The following is a 17,632-nucleotide window of genomic DNA, read 5'->3' on the forward strand; positions in this document are numbered from 1 at the left end:
CGCTATCGCGATCCGGGCGATCGTGTCGCGGCACCCCTCGTGGCACCCGCTTGGAGCGCCCGGCCAGTCATGCCTCTACCCGGTGACTGATGGTAAGCCCATGGGTACGCACAGTGGCTAGGGGTCTGCGGGGCCCAAATCGGGGGAACCGGCGGAGGGTTGACCTACCCCGCCTCAGACGATCGAACCGTCGACAAAACACCAGCGCCAGGTCTCGCCCGGTTCGAAGCTCCGCATCACCGGATGCCCGGTCTCCTGATGGTGCGCGGTGGCGTGCCGGTGGGGCGAGGAATCGCAGCAGGCCACGTGCCCGCACCCCAGGCACATCCGCAGTTGCACGGGGTGGCTGCCGAGCGCCAGACATTCGGGGCAGGTCAGCGCAGACGGGACGGGCTCGGGGCGCGGCAGTTCGGCAACGTGGGTGCACTCGCTCATGATGGCCAGCGTACGACCAGGGTGCGGGCGCGTGACGACTGAGGATGGATCTTCGATGGAGGTATTGCCGCTGGTGGCGCTGGTCGCGGGCAGCGCGGTCGTCGCCGGGCTGGCGCGCCGGACGCCGGTGCCCGCGCCGCTGCTGCTGGTCGCCGCCGGGCTGATGGCCGCGTACGTCCCGGGCGTGCCCGCGTACACCCTCGACCCGCACATCGTGCTGCCGCTGCTGCTTCCGCCGCTGCTGCACACGGCCGCCGTGGACAGCTCGTACCTGGACCTGCGCGCGAACATCCGGCCGATCGCGATGCTGTCGGTGGGCTACGTGCTCTTCGCGACGCTCGCCGTCGGATACGCGGCGTACCTGGTGGTGCCGGGGCTGACGGTGCCGGTGGCGCTGGTCCTGGGCGCGGTGATCGCCCCGCCCGACGCGGTCGCCGCGACCGCCATCGCCCGCAAGCTCGGGCTGCCGAACCGGATGACGACCATCCTCCAGGGCGAGTCCCTGGTGAACGACGCCACCGCGATCACCGCGTACAAGGTGGCGCTGGCGGCGGCGATCGGGGTGAGCGCCGGCTGGGCGGGCGGGATCGCGGAGTTCCTGCTGGCCTCGGTGGGCGGGATCGGCGTGGGCCTGCTGCTCATGGTGCCGATCCACCAGCTCCGCAAGCGGATGAGGGAACCCCTCCTCCAGAACACCCTCTCGCTGCTGATCCCCTTCGTGGCGTACGCGGCGGCCGAGCGGGTGCACGCCTCCGGAGTGCTGGCGGTGGTCGTCGTCGCGCTGTACCTCGGGCACCGGAACTGGCAGGTCGACTTCGCTACCCGCCTCCAGGAGGAGGCGGTGTGGAAGATGGTCTCCTTCGTGCTGGAGTCGGTGGTCTTCGCGCTGATCGGACTCCAGCTGCCGGTGGTCCTGAAGGGGCTGGGGGAGTACGAGGGCCTGCACGCGGCCTGGTACGCGGTCGCCGTGTTCCTCGCGGTGGTGGTGGCCCGGTTCCTGTGGGTGTTCCCGGCGACCTTCCTGCCGCGCTGGGCGTCGGAGCGGATCCGGACGCGGGAGCCGGACACCGACTGGAAGGCCCCGGTGATCGTCGGGTGGGCCGGGATGCGGGGCGTGGTCTCGCTGGCCATCGCCTTCTCCGTGCCGATGGACGTGCCGCACCGGAACCTGATCCTCTTCCTGACCTTCACCACGGTCATCGGGACCCTGGTGGTGCAGGGGTTGACGCTGCCGCCGCTGATCAGGGCGCTGAAGCTGCCGCCGAAGGACGTGCAGGCCGAGACGCTGGCGGAGGCACAGGCGCAGAGCGAGGCCTCGCGGGCGGCGGAGGAACGGCTGGCGGAACTGCTGGACGAACCGGAGAACAGCACCCTGCCACCGCCGCTGGCGGACCGGCTGCGGACGGTGCTGGAGCGGCGGCGCAACGCGGTGTGGGAACGGCTGGGCGAGGTCAACCCGGTGACGGGGGAGTCGGCGGACGACGTCTACCGGCGTCTCGCGCGGGAGATGATCGAGGCCGAGCGGGAGGTCTTCGTCGCGCTGCGGGACCAGCGGCGGATCGACGACGAGATGCTGCGGGCCTTGCTGCGGCGGCTGGACCTGGAGGAGGCGGCGGCCTACCGCGAGGAGTCCTGAGCCGGTCCCTGCCGGGGGTTCGGCGGGTGGCCGGGCGGCGCGGGGCACCGCTGCGCGGGGGGCTTTCCCCCACCCCGTCCCTTCCCGAACTGGGGCTCCGCCCCAGATCCCGCGCCTCAAACGCCGGCGAGGCTGAAAATCCAGCCCGTCCGGCGTTTGAGGACCGGGGTCCGGGGCGGAGCCCCTGGGGGCACCTCCCAGCGGTAGCTGGGGGAGATACGGAGAAAGGGCGGGGCGGGGACCAGCTCCGCGCAGCGGCGGCCTGGGCGCGGCACGGCTGCGGGGGACCGGACCCGCGGTGGCGTCGGCATCGGCTTCGCGGCGGCTCACGGCCGGCCCGTGACGACCGCGGCCAGGGTGGCGCCGCGCGGGAAGGCCCCGGACGCGGTGAGGTCGGTCAGCGCCCACAGCAGCTTGGCGACGTAGATCCGCTCGACCGGGAGGCCGTGACGGTCCTCGAAGTCGGTGGCGAAGGCGTCGAGGGCGGCCGGGACGCGGGCATAGCCGCCGTGGTGGAAGTCCTCGGCCAGGGCCCAGTCCCCGGCCGGGCCCCCGAAGGCGGCGAGCTGGAGGGAACGTATCTCCGCGGCCAGGAAACCGCCCGCCAGGACCGGTACGCCGAGCGCCCGCTGCCCGGGGCCCAGCCCGGCCGCCAGGCCCGCCAGGGTCCCGCCGGTCCCGCAGGCCACCGCCACCACATCGGCCGCGCCCCGCAGCTCGCGGCCGAGCTCGGCGCAGCCGTGCAGGGCGAGGGCGTTGCTGCCGCCCTCGGGGACCACGTACGCGCCCTCCGCCCCGGCCCCGCTCAGCAGCCGGGCCAGCACCTCCGGCTCGGCCTTGCGGCGGTACTCCGACCGGGACACGAAGTGCAGCCGCATCCCGTCGGCCGCGCACCGGGCGAGCGAATCGTTGAGCGGCCGCCCGGCCAGCTCGTCCCCGCGCACGACGCCGACGGTCCGCAGCCCGAGCAGCCGCCCGGCGGCGGCGGTGGCCCGCAGGTGGTTCGAGTACGCCCCGCCGAAGGTGACCAGGCAGCCCCGCCCCTCGGCCACGGCCGCCCGCAGATTCGGCGCGAGCTTGCGCCACTTGTTCCCGGGCAGCTCGGGATGCACGAGGTCGTCCCGCTTGAGCACCAGCCGCACACCACGCGCCGCGAACCGCTCGTCGCGGACCTCTTGCAGCGGCGACGGCGGGCGGGGGCACAGTTCGGGGTGGCTCACCTGCCCATTGTGAGCCGCACTGCCCCTCGCGCGTCCCCGGGTCCGCGCCCGCACGCCGCGGTTGCGGGGGCAGACGCTCAGGTCGAGGTTCCGCCTGTGCGGTCTTCGCGCCGGTACTCGCCGGCCGCACGGTTCCTGTCGACCTTCAGGTGGACTTTGGAGTGCCGGAGCCTCTGCGGGTCGGCGGCGCGGCGGTTCATGGATTGCCATACCCGTCCGCAGGCTCCCACAAGAACTCCGACGGCGGCGAGGGTTGCCGCACCCGTGCCGTGCAGTACGAGGGCGAGCACGAATGCCAGGATGCAGGCGAAGATCACTCCATCCCACAGCCGGGAAAACATGGAAAGATCTTGCGGCCCGGGGGCTGTTCCTTCGTTTCCTTGTTCTTGCCGTGGGCCGGGTGCGTCGGTGAGATCATCATCGTTGTGGCACATGTCCGGGCTCTGCTTCTCTCTTAGTGGAATCCCGTCGAGGGGTGGTTGTGCAAGGCTCGCTCAGGTGCGGGGCGTTGCAGCAAGCCGAACATGTTGACTTCTTGCAACAACAGCTGTGGAGGGGAAATGGCTGAGCTGGAGCATGTGAACGAGGGGGCTTTAGGCCGTCTGAAGCCGATCGGTGATGACGTCCCACCCGAAGCCAGACTGCTGGCGGAGGAACTGCGCACCGTGTACGCGGGGCTGGGTGTTTCGCTTCGCCGGTGCGCCGGTCAGTGCGGTTACGAGCCGAGCGCGGTCTCGCGCTATCTGAGCGGCAGGAGCGTTCCACCGTGGGAGTTCGTCGCGAAGCTGCTGAACATCGCGGCTCGCCGCCTGGGCGATCCGACAGCCCAGGAGGTGGTGACTCATCTGCGCCGGGTGCATCGGCGTGCGGTGCCGTCCGGGCAGGCCACGCACAGGGTGCAGGAGCTGCAACACCTGTTGGAGGAAGCGGAACAGGAGGTCGACGGCTTCCGTGCCCGTGAGGCGGTGGCCGTCAAGCTGTTGCAGGAACGACAACAGCAAGTGGCGGCCATAGAGATCCAGCTGCGGTCCGTGGAGGCCGCTCGTGGTCTGGACCGTGAGGAACACGAGGCCTCCATGGCCGAACGGGCCGAAGAGGTCGAGGAGCTGCGGGCTGAGAAACAGCGACTGCTCCGACAGGTCGAGGCATTGCGTCAAGAACTGGAGCGGGCGCACCAATCGACGATTCTCGCCGATGCGAAATGCGAGCAGCTCGCATATCAGCTGGAAATGGCCGAAAGTCGCGAGGCGAATGACGCAAGTGCCAAAAGCGACCAGGCGGCCGGGGCGGGATCCGCCGATGATTCGCACTACTTGGAAAAAATCGCGGAGCTGAACGAGAAGATCAAGCGTCTGGAGAGCGGGAGGAATACATGGGGAGTGACAGAAAAGTCGCCCCATCCTTCCGAAGGTTTGTCCCTCGTCCGGCCGTACTACAGGGGCAACCTCGTTCCCGTCCAGGAACAGCCGGACGACGAACCATTGATGTCGGATGCGCACGTGCGATTTCCGACTCCTCCCCCTCCCCTCCCGGACGGCGTCGACGTGGCGGACCTGTGGGTGCTCGATCCGCGATCGGGTGAGTACGTCCTGCGGATGCCGCCTGACGTACACGCCACGTGGGTGAATCCCGAGGCGGGTGACTGAGGGGCGGCTGGGGCGGGGGCGGGGGCGGGGGCGGGGCGGGGGCGGCGGCGGAGCGCGGGCCGGGCTAGTTCAGGCGCTCCTCGATGCGTTCGCGCAGGGAGTGCATCGTGAAGCCCTTGGGGTCGACCTTGCCCGGCTGCCATTCGAGGTGGCCGATGACCGAGCGGGCCGTCCAGCCGTGGGCGCGGCAGACGGCCGCCGCCGCGCGGGTGATCGCTTCGAGCTGGACCGCCGGCCAGGGGTCCTTGCCGTCGCCGAGGTTCTCGCATTCGAAGCCGTAGAAGTGGCGGTTGCCGTCGGTGTCCGCCAGGTCGTCCGGTGGGAGGCGCTTCTCCGCGATGACCGCGGCCAGGACGTCGGAGTCGCCGGCGCCCGCGTGGTTGGCGCGGCCGTAGCCGACCAGGTGCACGCGGCCGTCCTTGGTGATCACGCCGTGGCACAGCGGGCCGGGGAGGTTGTCGTGACCCTCGCGGCAGAGCCGGACGGTGGATGCGGAGCCGTGCGTGACGGTGTGGTGGATCATCACCCCGTGCACGGGGCCCCAGGGGCCCTTGTGGTTGCGGTTGTGGGTGCGCCAGGCGCCGACCTCGACGACGGTCAGACCCTCGTCCTGCAATGCGTCGATGAACCGGTCCGCGGGCATGGGTGCGGCCATGACCGCCTCCTTCGTTGCGGTGCGCGATGGACACCCTGTGTGTCCGTCTCGTCACGCTACGGTTTAGTGGAGGCGGCCCTTCCGTCGCTAGGGCGTAATCCGGCCACTCATCAGGCGGAAACCAGCCAAAGGTCCGGGCCGAACACCTCGTAGTGGATGTCGGCGGCCGGCACGCCCTTGCCGAGCAGCTGCTCGCGCACGGCCCGCATGAAGGGGAGCGGGCCGCAGAGGTAGGCCCGGGTGCCGGGGGCCACGGGGACGGCCGCGAGGTCCATGAGGCCCGAGGTGTCGCCGGGCTCCGCCGCCTCCTCGTACCAGAACCGGGCCGAGGCGTCGGCCAGTTTGAGGGTCAGGGCCCGGTGGTCGCCGCGCAGCGCGTGGTCGGCGGGGGAGCGGTCGGCGTGCAGCACCGTCACGGGGGCGGCGTGCCCGGTGTCGGCCAGGTGCTCCAGCATCGACAGCATCGGAGTGCAGCCGATGCCGGCCGAGGCGAGCAGGACCGGGGCGCCGGAGCCCGCCAGGACCAGGTCGCCGTACGGGGCCGAGACCCGCACGGTGTCGCCGGCGCGGACGTGGGTGTGCAGGTGGGCGGAGACCTCGCCGTCGCGCTTGACGGTGATCGCGCGGACCGGGGAGCCGGGGGAGGTGGAGAGGCTGTACTGGCGGATCTGGCGGGCCCCGTCCGGGAGTTCGACCTGGACCGAGACGTACTGGCCGGGCTTGGCGGCGGGAGCCGGGGCGCCGTCCGCGGGGGTCATCCGGAAGGTGGTGCAGTCCGGCGTCTCCTCGACGCGGGCGGTGACCGTCCACTCCCGCCACACGTCCCCGGCGGTGACCTGCTGCTCGGCGTAGAGGCGCTCCTCGATGGCGATGAGGGCGTTCGCCATCAGCCAGTAGACCTCGTCCCAGGCGCGGGCGACCTCGGGGGTGACGGCCTCGCCGAGGATCTCGGCGATCGCCGCGAAGAGGTGCTCGTGGACGACCGGGTACTGCTCGCGGGTGACGCCGAGGCTGGCGTGCTTGTGGGCGATGCGGTTCAGCATCACGTCGGGGCGGGTGTCCGGGTGCTCGACGAGGTGGGTCGCGAAGGCGGCGATGGAGCCGGCGAGGGCCTGCTTCTGGAGGCCGGCGTTCTGGTTGCCCCGGTTGAAGAGGTCGCGGATCAGCTCCGGGTGGGCGGCGAACAGCTTCGCGTAGAAGAGCTCGGCGATGTCGCCGATCGCGGCGCCCACGGCGGGCAGGGTGGCTCGTACGGTCGCCGTCGACTTCTCGGAAAGCATCAGGGGCTCCTCGCGTGATCTCTGGAAATTGGTATCTAGGATGCATATTTTTGGGCGAAGAGAAGGTCCGCGGCAATGCGGACTTCCGTTCGACCCCTCGGTCGGATCGAGCCCAGGAGTGCGGGCAACCGACGGGAATCGGCCATCCGGCCCCTGCGGTCAGGGGCCTTCGGCCCTCGCCCGCGCCGGGCCCGGACCGCCCGGACCGCTCGAAATGCCCAGCAAGAGCGGCCCGGTCGGGGCCGCCACCAGGTCGTTCACCGTCAGCGGGTCCAGTGAGGCGAAGAAGGCCTCCTGGGCCCGGCGCAGGGCGCTGCGCAGCAGGCAGGCGCCGCGCAGCGGGCAGGGGGTGGTGCCGTCGCAGTCCACGACGTCGCCCGCGCCCTCCAGTTCGCGCACCACCCCGCCCACCGAGGCGGCCCGCCCGGCGGGCGTCAGGGTGAGCCCGCCGCCGCGACCGCGCCGGGCCTCGACCAGGCCGAGATGCTGCAGCTTGGCGACCACTTTGGCCGTGTGGGTGTACGGGACCTCCATGGTCGCCGCCACGTCGCGCGTGGTCGGGAGGTCCGTCTCCGCGACGGCCAGGCGCATCAGGACGCGCAGCGCCAGGTCGGTGAATCGGGTCAGCCGCATGGGTCCACCGTAGAGAAATTTGCATCCCTCATGCAAATTTAACCCCCGCAAAACGGCGGCTTGGCCGAAAAATGCTGGGGTGCGTGGGACTCAAGGGGCGCGTGGGGCGGAAGTTGAACCCAAAAGAGTGCCCCGCCCTCGGACGGAGTAGTCCCACCCTTTTGTGTAATGGTCCCACCACGTTCCGTGCCGGACGCTGAACTCGCAGACCCATGGAGTGATCGAAAGGGAAATACATGTCGGTCCAGGCAGGTTCCGAATCCGAGGCCCAGACACCGCAGCGCAGTCTTGGGACATCGGCCGCGCGGAACTTGGCAACCACGACCAAGTCCGCGCCGCAGATGCAGGAAATCACCTCGCGGTGGCTCCTGAAGATGCTGCCGTGGGTGTCCGTGCAGGGCGGCACGTACCGCGTCAACCGCCGGCTCAGCTACTCGGTCGGCAACGGCGTCGTCGAGTTCATCAAAACCGGGACCCAGGTCCAGGTCATCCCCGCCGAGCTCGGCGAGCTCCCGTACCTGCGCGGCTACGAGGACGAGGAAGTCCTCACCCAACTCGCCCAGCGGTGCCGCCAGATAGACTTCGAGGCCGGCCAGGCGCTCACCTCCTTCGGCAGCCCCTCGGACCAGGTGTTCCTCCTCGCCCACGGCCGCATCGACCAGGTCGGCCCCGGCCCCTACGGGGACGACGCCGTCCTGCGGACCGTCGCCGACGGCGCCTTCTTCGGCGAGGACTCCCTCGTCGATGAAGAATCGATTTGGGAGTACACCGCCCGCGCCGCCACCTCCGGAACCGCCCTCGTCCTGACCCGCCAGGACTTCCAGCTGCTCGCCGACCGGGTCGACTCGCTGCGCGAGCACCTGGAACACGTACGGACGCTGCCCGCCCAGCGGACCAACAAGTACGGCGAGGCCGCCATCGACCTCTCCGCCGGCCACCAGGGCGAGGCCGTCCTCCCCGGCACCTTCGTGGACTACGAGGCCCGCCCGCGCGAGTACGAACTCTCCATTGCGCAAACGGTCCTGCGGGTGCACACCCGCGTCGCCGACCTCTACAACCAGCCGATGAACCAGACCGAGCAGCAGTTGCGGCTCACGGTCGAGGCGCTGCGCGAGCGCCAGGAGCACGAGATGCTCAACAACCGCGACTTCGGCCTGCTCCACAACGCCGAGTACGACCAGCGCATCCAGCCGCACGACGGCGCGCCCACCCCCGACGACATGGACCAGCTGCTCAGCATGCGGCGCGGCTCCAAGCTGTTCCTCGCCCACCCCAAGGCCATCGCCGCCTTCGGCCGCGAGTGCAACAAGCGCGGGCTCTACCCGGAGTCGGTGGAGATCGGCGGCCACCGCGTGCCGTCCTGGCGCGGGGTGCCGATCTTCCCCAGCAACAAGATCCCGGTCAGCGACGCCCGCACCACCTCCATCCTGTGCATGCGCACCGGCGAGGACGAGCAGGGCGTGATCGGCCTGCACCAGCCGGGCATCCCGGACGAGATCGAGCCGAGCCTGTCGGTCCGCTTCATGGGGATCAGCGAGCAGGCGATCATCTCGTACCTGGTCACCGCGTACTTCTCCGCCGCGGTGCTGGTACCGGACGCGCTCGGCGTGCTGGAGAACGTCGAGATCGGCCGCTGGCGCTGAGTGCGGTGAACGCCATCGCGACCGGCGAGGGCCAGGAGGCCGCGGCCCTGCTGGAACGGACGAGAGAAACGGTCAACCCGGAACTGCGCAGGACGGTCGAGAGCCTGCCCGGTTCGATGCGGCGCGTCGCGATGTACCACTTCGGCTGGGAGTGCGCGGACGGCACCCCGGCCGCGGGCAACGCCGGGAAGGCCGTCCGGCCGGCCCTGGTCCTGGCCGCGGCCCAGGCCCTGCAAGGGCCGGGGGGCGGGCAGGCGGACGAAGCGGTACGGGCGGCGGCGGCCGTGGAGCTGGCGCACAACTTCACGCTGCTGCACGACGACGTCATCGACAAGGACGTCCGCAGGCGCGGCCGGGCCACCGCCTGGACCGTCTTCGGGATACCGGACGCGATCATCGCCGGCGACGCCATGATGGCGCTCGCACTGCGGCTGCTCGCGGAGGATCCGCATCCGGCCGCGGCGGCGGCCTCCTCCCGGCTCGCGGCCTGCGTCATCGAGCTGTGCGCGGGCCAGCAGGCGGACTGTGCCTTCGAGCAGCGTGCGACCGTCTCGCTCGACGAGTGCCTGGCCATGGCCACGGCCAAGACCGGGGCGCTCCTGGGCTGCGCGTGCGCGCTGGGCGCGCTGTACGCGGGGGCCGGTCCGGACGAGGTCGACGCCATGGACGCCTTCGGGCGGGAGGCCGGCCTGGCCTTCCAGCTGATCGACGACCTGATCGGCATCTGGGGGGATCCGGGGCACACCGGCAAGCCCGCCGGGGCCGATCTGATCGCCCGCAAGAAGTCCCTTCCGGTCGTGGCCGCCCTCACCTCGGGCACCGCGGCGGGGGAGGAGCTGGCCGCCCTGTACGCGGGTCCCATGACCGGGGACGACGTACGCAAGGCGGCCGACGCGGTGGACCGGGCCGGCGGGCGCGACTGGGCGCAGGCCCATGCCGCGGACCGGATGGGCCGGGCGGTGCAGCAGCTGTCCCGGGCCGTACCGGACCTCGGGGCGGCGGGCGGGCTGCTGGCGCTGGCGGAGTTCGTGACGCGCCGCACGAGGTGAACGCGTAACAGCACGGGGCAGGCCCGTTCCGGCGCCACATGGTGCCGGAACGGGCCTTACGCCGTTTCCGGGGCAACTCTAGGATCGCTTGCGGTTGTTGACACGCGAGTGAAGGGTGTGACCGGTGGCGCTGGAGATACGTCAGGCGGATCAGTCGGACCGGGACGCGGTGGCCCGGCTGCTCGACGAGGCTTTCCGCGCCGACCCGGTGAGCTGCTGGGTCTTCCCGGACCCGGACCACCGCGCCGCCGTGCACGGCAAGTTCCTCGGCGTGTTCGTGGACGTGGCGCTCGCCGAGGGCCGCATCGACTACGCGGCGGACGGCTCGGCGGCGGCCCTGTGGCTGCGGATCCCGGCCGGGGAGCCGGAGGGTGAGGACGAGGTCCCGGCCAGGATGCGGGAGGCGGCCGACCCCGGCAACGAGCGGTGCGAACTGGTCGGCCGGCTCACGGGTGCGGTGCACCCGACGGCCGAGGAGCACGAGTACCTGCTGATGATCGCGGTCGACCCGGGCCGGCAGGGGGAGGGGCTGGGCACCGAGCTGATGAGGCCGGTGCTGGAGCGCTGCGACCGGGAGGGCGTGGCGGCGTACCTGGAGGCGAGCAGCGAGCGCAGCAAGGAGCTGTACGAGCGGCTCGGCTGGGAGTTCACGGGCGAGGCGGTGCGGCTGCCCGAGGGGCCGCTGATGTGGCCGATGTGGCGCAAGCCGCGGGCGTAGGGCCGCGAGGGCTTGCGTAACCACTTCATCCGAAGTACTTTACGTGGCGTGCCGTCGACGCGGCGGCACCGTCCAACGGAAGAGAATCGCTTGCGCAAGCTCACGTACTTCATCGCCACGTCGGTCGACGGCTTCATCGGAGCCCCGGACGGCGACGGCGATTTCTTCTACGCCCACCTCGACCGCGAGTTCATCGACTTCCTCAAGGCCGAGTACCCGGAGACCATCGCCTCGCAGGGGCGCGCCCAGCTCGGCATCGAGGACGCCGAGCCCAAGCACTTCGACGCGGTGCTCATGGGGCGGGGCACCTACGAGCCGGGCCTCAAGCTGGGTGCCACCAGCCCCTACGGCCACCTGCCCGAGCAGTACGTCGTCTCCCGCTCCTTCACCGTCTCGCCGGACCCGCAGGTGCAGCTGATCAGCGGGGACGTGGCGGCCAAGGTCCGCGAGCTCAAGGCCCGGGACGGACTCGGCATCTGGCTGTGCGGCGGCGCGGACCTCGCCACCCAGCTGATCGACGAGATCGACGAGTTCATCGTCAAGACCTACCCGGTCTTCGCGGGCACCGGCATGCCGATGTCCCGGGCCGGTTTCGGGGCGCGCCCCCTGGAGCTCACGGGGGTCAAGACCCTCGGCGGCGGCCAGGTCGTCACCACGTACGCCGTCACGCGCTGACCCCGTCGGCCCCGTCGGCGCCGCCGAAACGCGCGGAACCGGCCTACCGTGGAGGTATGGCCGGTGAACAGCAGCAGCACGCACACGGGGCGCACGCACACGGGGGGCGCACGCACGAGCCGCACGCGCACGAGACGGTCGCCCCGCAGGCCGGGCACGCACAGCAGACGTGCCCGGCCTGTGGGAGCCCCGTCGAGACGATCGTCAAGCGGCGCAAGTCCCTCGGGATCTTCGTACCGGAATGGGGTCCGGGTCCCTGCCGGAACCCGGACTGCCCGAAGTACGTTCCTGCGGGGAGCCAGGAGCTCTAGCTCTTCGTCCCCAGACCGGAAGCGGCGAACCCGTTGGCCCACAGCTGGTTGACGCGCGCCCGCTCGGTGGAGTTCGGCGTGGCGTTCGTGCACGAGGTGCCCGGGCCGCCGCCCGACATCAGCTCGCTGCACGGGCCCGAGTAGTGGTCCGGCAGGCCCAGCACGTGGCCGGTCTCGTGCGAGGTCACCCGGGTGGAGTTGTACTGCTGGTTCTGCCGGTAGTCGAGGAAGATGTAACCCCGGCCGTGCCCGTCCGTGCTCGCGTACGAGCCGCGCGAGTCATTGCCCTCGCGGTAGGAGAAGTTCCCGCCGGAGGACACCTCCTGCAGCTTGACGTTGGTCACCGAGCTGTTCCAGATCTGCGTGGAACGGGCTATCTGGGTGCGGAAACTGGGCGCGTTGCGGGTGTTGTAGGTGACGGTCACGGCCAGGATGCCGGGGTTCGCGGCACGCTGCTCGGCCACCGAGCGCTGAACGGCCTCGAAGAAGGCGCGGTTGGCGGCCTCGTTCTCCTGGGAGCGCTCGTACGCGGCGTAGCTGGCGGTGTTGCCGACGGGTGCGGGCGCGGCGCTGGCGGTGGGGACGACGCCGAGGGCGGCTGCGAGGCCGAGGCCGATGGTGGTGGCCAGCATGGCCTTTCGGGAGTGGCGCATGTGGGGGAGCTCCTACTCGTCCGGTGCGGTGGGGGGTGGTCGTTCGGTACCGGAGTCTGCGGGAGCGGAAGTGCCCGGCGGATGATGTCACTCCCCGATAGCGCGGGCCTATCGGGAAGATTTCGACAGATCAACTAGTGTGAGAATGGCGGGATTCGGGGGGCTATAGGTGGCTGGTGCGGTCCACCGGCCGCGCCCTACCCTCTGGTCATGGAGCTTGAGGTCAGGCACCTGCGCGCGCTGTGCGCCATCGCCGACGCCGGCAGTCTGCACAAGGCCGCCCGGCAACTCGGCGTGAGCCAGCCCTCCCTGACGACCCAGCTGCGCCGCATCGAACGGGCCCTGGACGGCGAGCTGTTCCTGCGCGAGCGCACCGGCTGCCGGCCCACCCCCTTCGGCCGCACCGTCCTGGGCCGGGCCCGCCCGCTGCTCGCCGACATGGCCGCGCTGGTGGCGGAGGCCCGGGCACTGGCCCACGGCCCGCGGCTGCGCATCGGCTCCACGGCCAGCCGGGCGCTGCCGGGCTGGCTGCGCAGGCTGCACCGGCGGCTGCCGGACACCGAGACCTCGCTGGTGGTGGACGTCTCGGCGAACGCGCTGCTCAGGATGGTGGACTCGGGGCAGTTGGACGTGGCGTTCGTGCACGAGGTGGAGGGCAGCCCGCTGCGGGTGCCGGCGGGGCTCCAGACGCACGTGCTGATGGAGCGGGAGCCGCAGTTCGTGTCGATGTCCCGGGACCATCCCGCCGCCCGGCAGGCGGTGGTCTCCTTACGGGACCTGGCCACCGACCGCTGGATGGTGGACCCGTCGGTGGACGGCGAGTGGGACGGCCTGCGCCGGGTCTTCACCGAGGCCGGGCTCGACCCGCCGGTGCTCCAGGCCGACTACCACACGGCGACCTCGCTGATCATCTCCGGCGAGGCGGTCGCCCCCTGCCAGCCGACCTCCGGGCCGCGCGAGGACATGGCGATCCGGCCGCTGTCGGGGGACCCGCTCGCGGTGCGGCTGCTGCTGGCGACCAGGCCGGGCGCGCATGCCGAGGTCTACGAGGACCTCCGCTCCGCCTACCGCGAGGCGGCCCTGCGGACACCCCCGTACCGGGCGTGGCTCCACCACCACGCGAGCCCGCTGCTGGAGACGGTGTAACCAGGCCGGGTGGCTTGCCACCGCTGCTGGGGCTCCGCCCCAGACCCCGCGCCTCAAACGTCGGCGGGGCTACATTTCAGCCCCGCCGGCGATTGAGGCGCGGGTCGGGGTAGAGCCCGGGGAACGGCGGGAAGGGCACCCGCCCCGGCTAGCGCCGCGTACGGGCGCGGTCGTACGCGAGGGACAGGCCGCCCTGGGCCACCAGCGCGGCCCCGGCCGCCGCCCAGCCCGGGCTGCGCCGGCGGGCCGCCCAGGCCAAGAGCGGGGCGCCCGCCGCGACTTGGGCCGCGCCCAGCAGCCGCGCCTTCGGGCCGCGGACCCACGGGCCGAGCGGGCCGCCCTCCACCGCGTCGAGCTCGGCCCGCACCGCGTCGCGCCAGCCGGACCACTCCACCGTCTCGGCGCCGGGCGCGACCCGGGCCGAGCCGCGCAGCCGGTCGGCCGGCTCGCCCGGGCTCAGCCCGGCCGGCAGGGCCAGTCCGGCGCGCGTCAGCAGGGCGATCAGCCCGAGCAGCCGGGTCTCGCCGTCCACGGCGGGGTCGGCGTCGGGGTGGGTGAGGTGTTCCAGATCTTCCAGGTCGAGTACGGGGTCCAGGCCGAGCCGCGCCGCCAGGGTCCGCATCGCATCGGGCTCGCCGGCCGGGCGCCCGGCCGCGTCCCACTCGTAGGCGGTGGTCCGCCGGAAGCCGCTCAGCAGGGCGAATCCGGCCCGGCCGCCCTCCCACCACAGGCTCAGCACCGGCCAGTTGGTGCCGATCGCGATCGCCGAACCCCAGCCGGAGAGGACCTCGGCCACGGTCTCCTCCCCGTCCAGCCACGGCTTGTCCTCGGGGACCAGCGCGGTCCATTCGCCCGCCGGGGCCAGCAGGAGGCGTACGCGCAGCAGGTGCGCCGGGGGACGGGCGGCAAGGGGTTCGGCGCGGCAGAGCAGCATTCCGCCGGTCGCGGTCCTGGAGATCGACATGCTCACACGCTAAGGCAAATCGCCCCAAATGGCGGATTCCGGGAGCGTGCTTGACTTCCTTTGACCGCGATATATCGTGTTAACCAGAAGACGCGATATGTTGCGTGCGTCGAGCCGGGTCCGTGAACGCACGAGGAGGATCAGCACCATGGCAGAGCAGTCGTCCCAGTCGTCCCAGTCGACGTGGCACGTCGCCGAACCGCAGAAGCTCACCTTCGAGGAGGCGCCGGCCGAGCTCCGCGTCCGCGTCGTGAGCGGCACGGTGAACGTGGTCGCAGCCGAGGACGGCCCGGCCCGCCTGGAGGTGACCGAAGTCGACGGACCGCCCCTGTACGTCGTGCAGGACGGCGGCGTCCTCACCATCTCCTACGAGGACCTGCCCTGGAACGGTTCCCAGGGCCTCAAGCAGTGGTGGGAGGGCAAGCCCTGGAAGGCCTGGTCCGGTTCGTCCACCGGCCGCAAGGCTTGGGAGCGCAGCGCCGCGATCACCCTCACCGTCCCCGCCGCCACCCGGGTCCAGGTGACCACGGTCGACGCCACCGCCTTCGTCTCCGGCATCTGCGGCGGCACCGACGTCAACGGGGTCTCCGGCGACGCCACGCTGGTCGGGCTCTCCGGCAGGGTCAAGGCGCACACCGTCTCCGGCAGCGTCGAGGCCCAGTCCGTCACCGGCGACCTCGGCTTCCACTCGGTCTCCGGCGGTCTGACGGTGGTCGACGGCGCGGGCGTGAGCGTACGGGCCGACTCGGTCAGCGGCGACATGCTCATCGACCTGGACCTCGACGCGGCGGCCCCGCGCCCCGTGGACATCGCGCTGAACTCCGTCTCCGGCCAGGTCGCGATCCGCCTCCCGCACCCCGCCGACGCCCGCGTGGAGGCCAACACGGCCACCGGCGGCGTCTCCAACGCCTTCGAGGACCTCCGGGTCTCCGGCCAGCTGGGCTCCAAGCGGATCACCGGCACGCTCGGCTCCGGCACCGGCACCCTGCGGGCCACCACCGTCTCCGGCTCCATCGCACTGCTGCGCCGCCCGGCCGACGCCGATGCCTCGGGCTCCGCCCCCGCCTCCGCTCCCCTCGCGCTCGACAAGAAGGTGCTCTGAGATGCCGCCCGTCTTCGCCCACGGCCGCCTCCGCCTCTACCTCCTCAAGCTGCTGGACGAGGCCCCGCGCCACGGGTACGAGGTGATCCGCCTGCTGGAGGAGCGCTTCCAGGGCCTGTACGCGCCCTCCGCGGGCACCGTGTACCCGCGGCTGGCCAAGCTGGAGGCCGAGGGCCTGGTCACGTACGCCACCGAGGGCGGGCGCAAGGTGTACTCCATCACCGAGGCGGGCCGCGCCGAACTGGCCGACCGCGGCGGCGAACTCGCCGACCTGGAGCTGGAGATCCGCGACTCGGTCACCGAACTGGCCGCCGAGATCCGGAGCGACGTCCGGGGCGCGGCCGGTGACCTGCGGCGCGAGATGCGGGCGGCGGCCTCCGCGTCGGCGACCCGGGTCGAGGACGAGTCCTGGAAGGCGGCGAAGGAGGAGCTGCGCAAGGCGAAGCAGGAGTGGAAGGAGCAGGCGCGGCGCGCGAAGGACGAGAGCCGCCGGGCCCGTGAGGAGGCGCAGCAGGCCCGCCGCCAGGCCAAGGAGGCCCAGGACCGGGCACGCGAGGAGGTCCAGCGGATCGCGGGACAGCTCCAGGAACAGTTCGCCAAGTCGGGCGGCGTCCTGGGGAGTCTGGCGGGGGCGTGGCTGGGTGGCGGTACGTCGGCGACGGCGACTGCTCCGGTGGCGGATGCGGATGCGGATGCGGATGCGGACGCCGGTTCGGACTGGGCCGAGGATCTGGCGCCCACCGGTGACCCGGGTCGTGATCTGGATCGGTTGCTGGACCGCTTCCGCGACGAGGTCCGCGATGCGGCTCGTGACCACGGGGTGACCCCGGCTCAGCTGGCCGAGGCCCGTCACCATCTCGCGGCCGCCGCCGCCCGGCTGAGCGCGACGCTGCGGGCCGGTTCCTAGATCCGGCTGACGCGCCGCTGCCGGGGCGCCGCCCCGGACCCCGCGCCTCAAACGCCGGCGGGGCTGAAGTGGCGGCGGGGCTGAAAGAGCGTCTGGGGCTGAAAGAGCGTCTGGGGTTGGGAGTGCGCCTCACACGGGGGAGCGGTCGGCTGTCAGGGTGTCAGGGTTGCTTCGGCCGTGGTGTAGGTGATGCCGTGATCCGTCAGGACTTCGGAGACCGTGCCGGGGCGGGAGAGCAGGGCCAGGAGCAGGTGCAGGGTGCCGATGTGGTTGTCCTTGCGGCCCAGGGCGATGCGGAGGGACTGTTCCAGGACCTTCTTCGAGCCCTCCGTGAAGGGGACGTGGTAGCTGCCGGTGCGGTCGTCCGGCTCGGCACGGCCCAGGGCCGAGCGGAGCGAGGCGCCCAGGGTGCGCCTGCGCGGCGCCGGGGCCGAGAGGGCGCCTTCGCCGTGGGTCTCCTCGATGCGGGAGACGATCTCGGTGAGGTCGATGCCCAGTTCCGCCAGCGCCTCCTCGTCCGTCCTGGACATGCCGCCCCGGCGGCGGGCCGCCGCGAGGTCGGCGGCCACCGCCGTACGGTCCACACCCAGCGGGTCCAGGACTCCTCGGGTCAGCAGGGAGAGCAGCAGGTGCTCCTCGGCGACCGTGGCGGCTCCGGTCTGCCGGGCCTCGGTCACCGCCCCCGTCACGGTCGACCGGGCGTCTTGGGTGAAGCGTTCGAACATCAGAGCCTCCCGTACTTCTTGTGCACGGCCTGCCGGCTGACGCCGAGCTCGGCCGCGATCTCCTGCCAGGACCACCCCTGCGCGCGGGCGCTGCGTACCTGTACGGCCTCCAGCTGCTCCAGCAGCCTGCGGAGGGCGGCCACGGCACGCAGGCCCACGCGCGGGTCACGGTCGCCGGCCCGCTCGGCGAGATCGGTGGCTTTCGTCATGGGTGTCAATGTAGGTTGACGCGGG

At 71.8% G+C, this 17,632-nt stretch carries 20 protein-coding genes; 10 read left to right on the forward strand and 10 right to left on the reverse strand.

Annotated features, from left to right (window positions below; genetic code table 11):
- Positions 1-174: 174 nt before the first annotated feature.
- Positions 175-435: a UBP-type zinc finger domain-containing protein gene (locus ACZ45T_RS03185; protein WP_468436856.1), complete on the reverse strand. Its 261-nt coding sequence runs from the start codon at positions 433-435 to the stop codon at positions 175-177.
- 55 nt (positions 436-490) lie between these two features.
- On the opposite strand from ACZ45T_RS03185, the gene ACZ45T_RS03190 reads away from it, so the two are divergent.
- Positions 491-2,071 (forward strand): Na+/H+ antiporter, encoded by a 1,581-nt coding sequence (locus ACZ45T_RS03190; RefSeq protein WP_468436858.1) that lies wholly within the window; start codon positions 491-493, stop codon positions 2,069-2,071.
- Between the two features lie 326 nt (positions 2,072-2,397).
- Here the strand turns inward: ACZ45T_RS03190 and ACZ45T_RS03195 are convergent, their stop codons facing one another.
- Complete coding sequence (locus ACZ45T_RS03195; RefSeq protein WP_468436860.1) at positions 2,398-3,291, reverse strand: 1-aminocyclopropane-1-carboxylate deaminase/D-cysteine desulfhydrase; 894 nt, start codon at positions 3,289-3,291, stop codon at positions 2,398-2,400.
- 77 nt (positions 3,292-3,368) lie between these two features.
- Positions 3,369-3,632, reverse strand: a complete 264-nt coding sequence (locus tag ACZ45T_RS03200; protein WP_468436862.1) for a hypothetical protein — start codon at positions 3,630-3,632, stop codon at positions 3,369-3,371.
- Between the two features lie 219 nt (positions 3,633-3,851).
- Between ACZ45T_RS03200 and ACZ45T_RS03205 the strand changes: the two genes are divergently transcribed.
- Complete coding sequence (locus ACZ45T_RS03205) at positions 3,852-4,937, forward strand: helix-turn-helix domain-containing protein (RefSeq protein ID WP_468436864.1); 1,086 nt, start codon at positions 3,852-3,854, stop codon at positions 4,935-4,937.
- A 64-nt stretch (positions 4,938-5,001) separates the two neighbouring features.
- Here ACZ45T_RS03205 and ACZ45T_RS03210 read toward each other — a convergent pair whose 3' ends face one another.
- From ACZ45T_RS03210 to ACZ45T_RS03220, 3 genes are all read right to left on the reverse strand, one after another.
- A complete protein-coding gene (locus ACZ45T_RS03210) occupies positions 5,002-5,592 on the reverse strand; it encodes an N-acetylmuramoyl-L-alanine amidase (RefSeq protein ID WP_468436866.1) in 591 nt (196 codons plus the stop codon).
- Positions 5,593-5,702: 110 nt separating this feature from the next.
- Entirely contained in the window at positions 5,703-6,872 is a 1,170-nt protein-coding gene (locus tag ACZ45T_RS03215; RefSeq protein ID WP_468436868.1) for a globin domain-containing protein, read from the reverse strand.
- Positions 6,873-7,031: 159 nt separating this feature from the next.
- A complete protein-coding gene (locus tag ACZ45T_RS03220) occupies positions 7,032-7,505 on the reverse strand; it encodes an RrF2 family transcriptional regulator (protein WP_468436870.1) in 474 nt (157 codons plus the stop codon).
- 236 nt (positions 7,506-7,741) lie between these two features.
- On the opposite strand from ACZ45T_RS03220, the gene ACZ45T_RS03225 reads away from it, so the two are divergent.
- The 5 genes from ACZ45T_RS03225 (at position 7,742) to ACZ45T_RS03245 (ending at position 11,901) form a co-directional block, all read left to right on the forward strand.
- Complete coding sequence (locus ACZ45T_RS03225) at positions 7,742-9,148, forward strand: family 2B encapsulin nanocompartment shell protein (RefSeq protein WP_468436872.1); 1,407 nt, start codon at positions 7,742-7,744, stop codon at positions 9,146-9,148.
- Entirely contained in the window at positions 9,139-10,197 is a 1,059-nt protein-coding gene (locus tag ACZ45T_RS03230) for a family 2 encapsulin nanocompartment cargo protein polyprenyl transferase (RefSeq protein WP_468437029.1), read from the forward strand. Before ACZ45T_RS03225 ends, ACZ45T_RS03230 begins: the two co-directional genes overlap by 10 nt.
- Before the next feature lie 124 nt (positions 10,198-10,321).
- Positions 10,322-10,915 carry a GNAT family N-acetyltransferase gene (locus ACZ45T_RS03235; RefSeq protein ID WP_468436874.1) on the forward strand — a complete coding sequence of 198 codons (594 nt, stop codon included), beginning with the start codon at positions 10,322-10,324 and terminating at the stop codon, positions 10,913-10,915.
- A 90-nt stretch (positions 10,916-11,005) separates the two neighbouring features.
- On the forward strand, positions 11,006-11,590 hold the full coding sequence (locus tag ACZ45T_RS03240) for a dihydrofolate reductase family protein (protein WP_468436876.1): 585 nt from the start codon (positions 11,006-11,008) through the stop codon (positions 11,588-11,590).
- A 56-nt stretch (positions 11,591-11,646) separates the two neighbouring features.
- A complete protein-coding gene (locus ACZ45T_RS03245; protein WP_468436878.1) occupies positions 11,647-11,901 on the forward strand; it encodes a hypothetical protein in 255 nt (84 codons plus the stop codon).
- Here ACZ45T_RS03245 and snpA read toward each other — a convergent pair.
- A complete protein-coding gene (snpA, locus tag ACZ45T_RS03250; RefSeq protein WP_468436880.1) occupies positions 11,898-12,554 on the reverse strand; it encodes a snapalysin in 657 nt (218 codons plus the stop codon). The genes ACZ45T_RS03245 and snpA overlap by 4 nt on opposite strands.
- 210 nt (positions 12,555-12,764) lie before the next feature.
- Between snpA and ACZ45T_RS03255 the strand changes: the two genes are divergently transcribed.
- On the forward strand, positions 12,765-13,700 hold the full coding sequence (locus ACZ45T_RS03255; RefSeq protein ID WP_468436882.1) for a LysR family transcriptional regulator: 936 nt from the start codon (positions 12,765-12,767) through the stop codon (positions 13,698-13,700).
- A 148-nt stretch (positions 13,701-13,848) separates the two neighbouring features.
- Here the strand turns inward: ACZ45T_RS03255 and ACZ45T_RS03260 are convergent, their stop codons facing one another.
- A complete protein-coding gene (locus tag ACZ45T_RS03260) occupies positions 13,849-14,658 on the reverse strand; it encodes a hypothetical protein (RefSeq protein ID WP_468437031.1) in 810 nt (269 codons plus the stop codon).
- Between the two features lie 154 nt (positions 14,659-14,812).
- Between ACZ45T_RS03260 and ACZ45T_RS03265 the strand changes: the two genes are divergently transcribed.
- Positions 14,813-15,766: a DUF4097 family beta strand repeat-containing protein gene (locus ACZ45T_RS03265; protein ID WP_468436884.1), complete on the forward strand. Its 954-nt coding sequence runs from the start codon at positions 14,813-14,815 to the stop codon at positions 15,764-15,766.
- Position 15,767: 1 nt separating this feature from the next.
- Complete coding sequence (locus ACZ45T_RS03270; protein WP_468436886.1) at positions 15,768-16,673, forward strand: helix-turn-helix transcriptional regulator; 906 nt, start codon at positions 15,768-15,770, stop codon at positions 16,671-16,673.
- A gap of 152 nt (positions 16,674-16,825) precedes the next feature.
- On the opposite strand, the gene ACZ45T_RS03275 is transcribed toward ACZ45T_RS03270, so the two are convergent.
- Both ACZ45T_RS03275 and ACZ45T_RS03280 read right to left on the reverse strand, forming a co-directional pair.
- Positions 16,826-17,398, reverse strand: coding sequence for a Clp protease N-terminal domain-containing protein (locus ACZ45T_RS03275; protein ID WP_468436888.1), 573 nt, complete (start codon positions 17,396-17,398; stop codon positions 16,826-16,828).
- The gene (locus ACZ45T_RS03280; protein WP_468436890.1) at positions 17,398-17,607 is read right to left on the reverse strand and encodes a helix-turn-helix domain-containing protein; all 210 of its coding nucleotides are present in this window, start codon (positions 17,605-17,607) and stop codon (positions 17,398-17,400) included. The genes ACZ45T_RS03275 and ACZ45T_RS03280 overlap by 1 nt, the downstream gene beginning before the upstream one ends.
- Positions 17,608-17,632: the final 25 nt, after the last annotated feature.

Source organism: Streptomyces sp. NPDC030995 (genome assembly GCF_055571215.1).

Excerpts from the sequence above, each read along its gene's own strand:
- ACZ45T_RS03245 (WP_468436878.1), top strand. The coding sequence starts at position 11,647 with ATGGCCGGTGAACAGCAGCAGCACGCACACGGGGCGCACGCACACGGG.
- ACZ45T_RS03200 (WP_468436862.1), bottom strand. The coding sequence starts at position 3,632 with ATGTTTTCCCGGCTGTGGGATGGAGTGATCTTCGCCTGCATCCTGGCA.
- snpA (WP_468436880.1), bottom strand. The coding sequence starts at position 12,554 with ATGCGCCACTCCCGAAAGGCCATGCTGGCCACCACCATCGGCCTCGGC.
- ACZ45T_RS03275 (WP_468436888.1), bottom strand. The coding sequence starts at position 17,398 with ATGTTCGAACGCTTCACCCAAGACGCCCGGTCGACCGTGACGGGGGCG.
- ACZ45T_RS03265 (WP_468436884.1), top strand. The coding sequence starts at position 14,813 with ATGGCAGAGCAGTCGTCCCAGTCGTCCCAGTCGACGTGGCACGTCGCC.
- ACZ45T_RS03205 (WP_468436864.1), top strand. The coding sequence starts at position 3,852 with ATGGCTGAGCTGGAGCATGTGAACGAGGGGGCTTTAGGCCGTCTGAAG.
- ACZ45T_RS03280 (WP_468436890.1), bottom strand. The coding sequence starts at position 17,607 with ATGACGAAAGCCACCGATCTCGCCGAGCGGGCCGGCGACCGTGACCCG.
- ACZ45T_RS03220 (WP_468436870.1), bottom strand. The coding sequence starts at position 7,505 with ATGCGGCTGACCCGATTCACCGACCTGGCGCTGCGCGTCCTGATGCGC.
- ACZ45T_RS03270 (WP_468436886.1), top strand. The coding sequence starts at position 15,768 with ATGCCGCCCGTCTTCGCCCACGGCCGCCTCCGCCTCTACCTCCTCAAG.
- ACZ45T_RS03225 (WP_468436872.1), top strand. The coding sequence starts at position 7,742 with ATGTCGGTCCAGGCAGGTTCCGAATCCGAGGCCCAGACACCGCAGCGC.
- ACZ45T_RS03210 (WP_468436866.1), bottom strand. The coding sequence starts at position 5,592 with ATGGCCGCACCCATGCCCGCGGACCGGTTCATCGACGCATTGCAGGAC.
- ACZ45T_RS03215 (WP_468436868.1), bottom strand. The coding sequence starts at position 6,872 with ATGCTTTCCGAGAAGTCGACGGCGACCGTACGAGCCACCCTGCCCGCC.
- ACZ45T_RS03190 (WP_468436858.1), top strand. The coding sequence starts at position 491 with ATGGAGGTATTGCCGCTGGTGGCGCTGGTCGCGGGCAGCGCGGTCGTC.
- ACZ45T_RS03255 (WP_468436882.1), top strand. The coding sequence starts at position 12,765 with ATGGAGCTTGAGGTCAGGCACCTGCGCGCGCTGTGCGCCATCGCCGAC.
- ACZ45T_RS03185 (WP_468436856.1), bottom strand. The coding sequence starts at position 435 with ATGAGCGAGTGCACCCACGTTGCCGAACTGCCGCGCCCCGAGCCCGTC.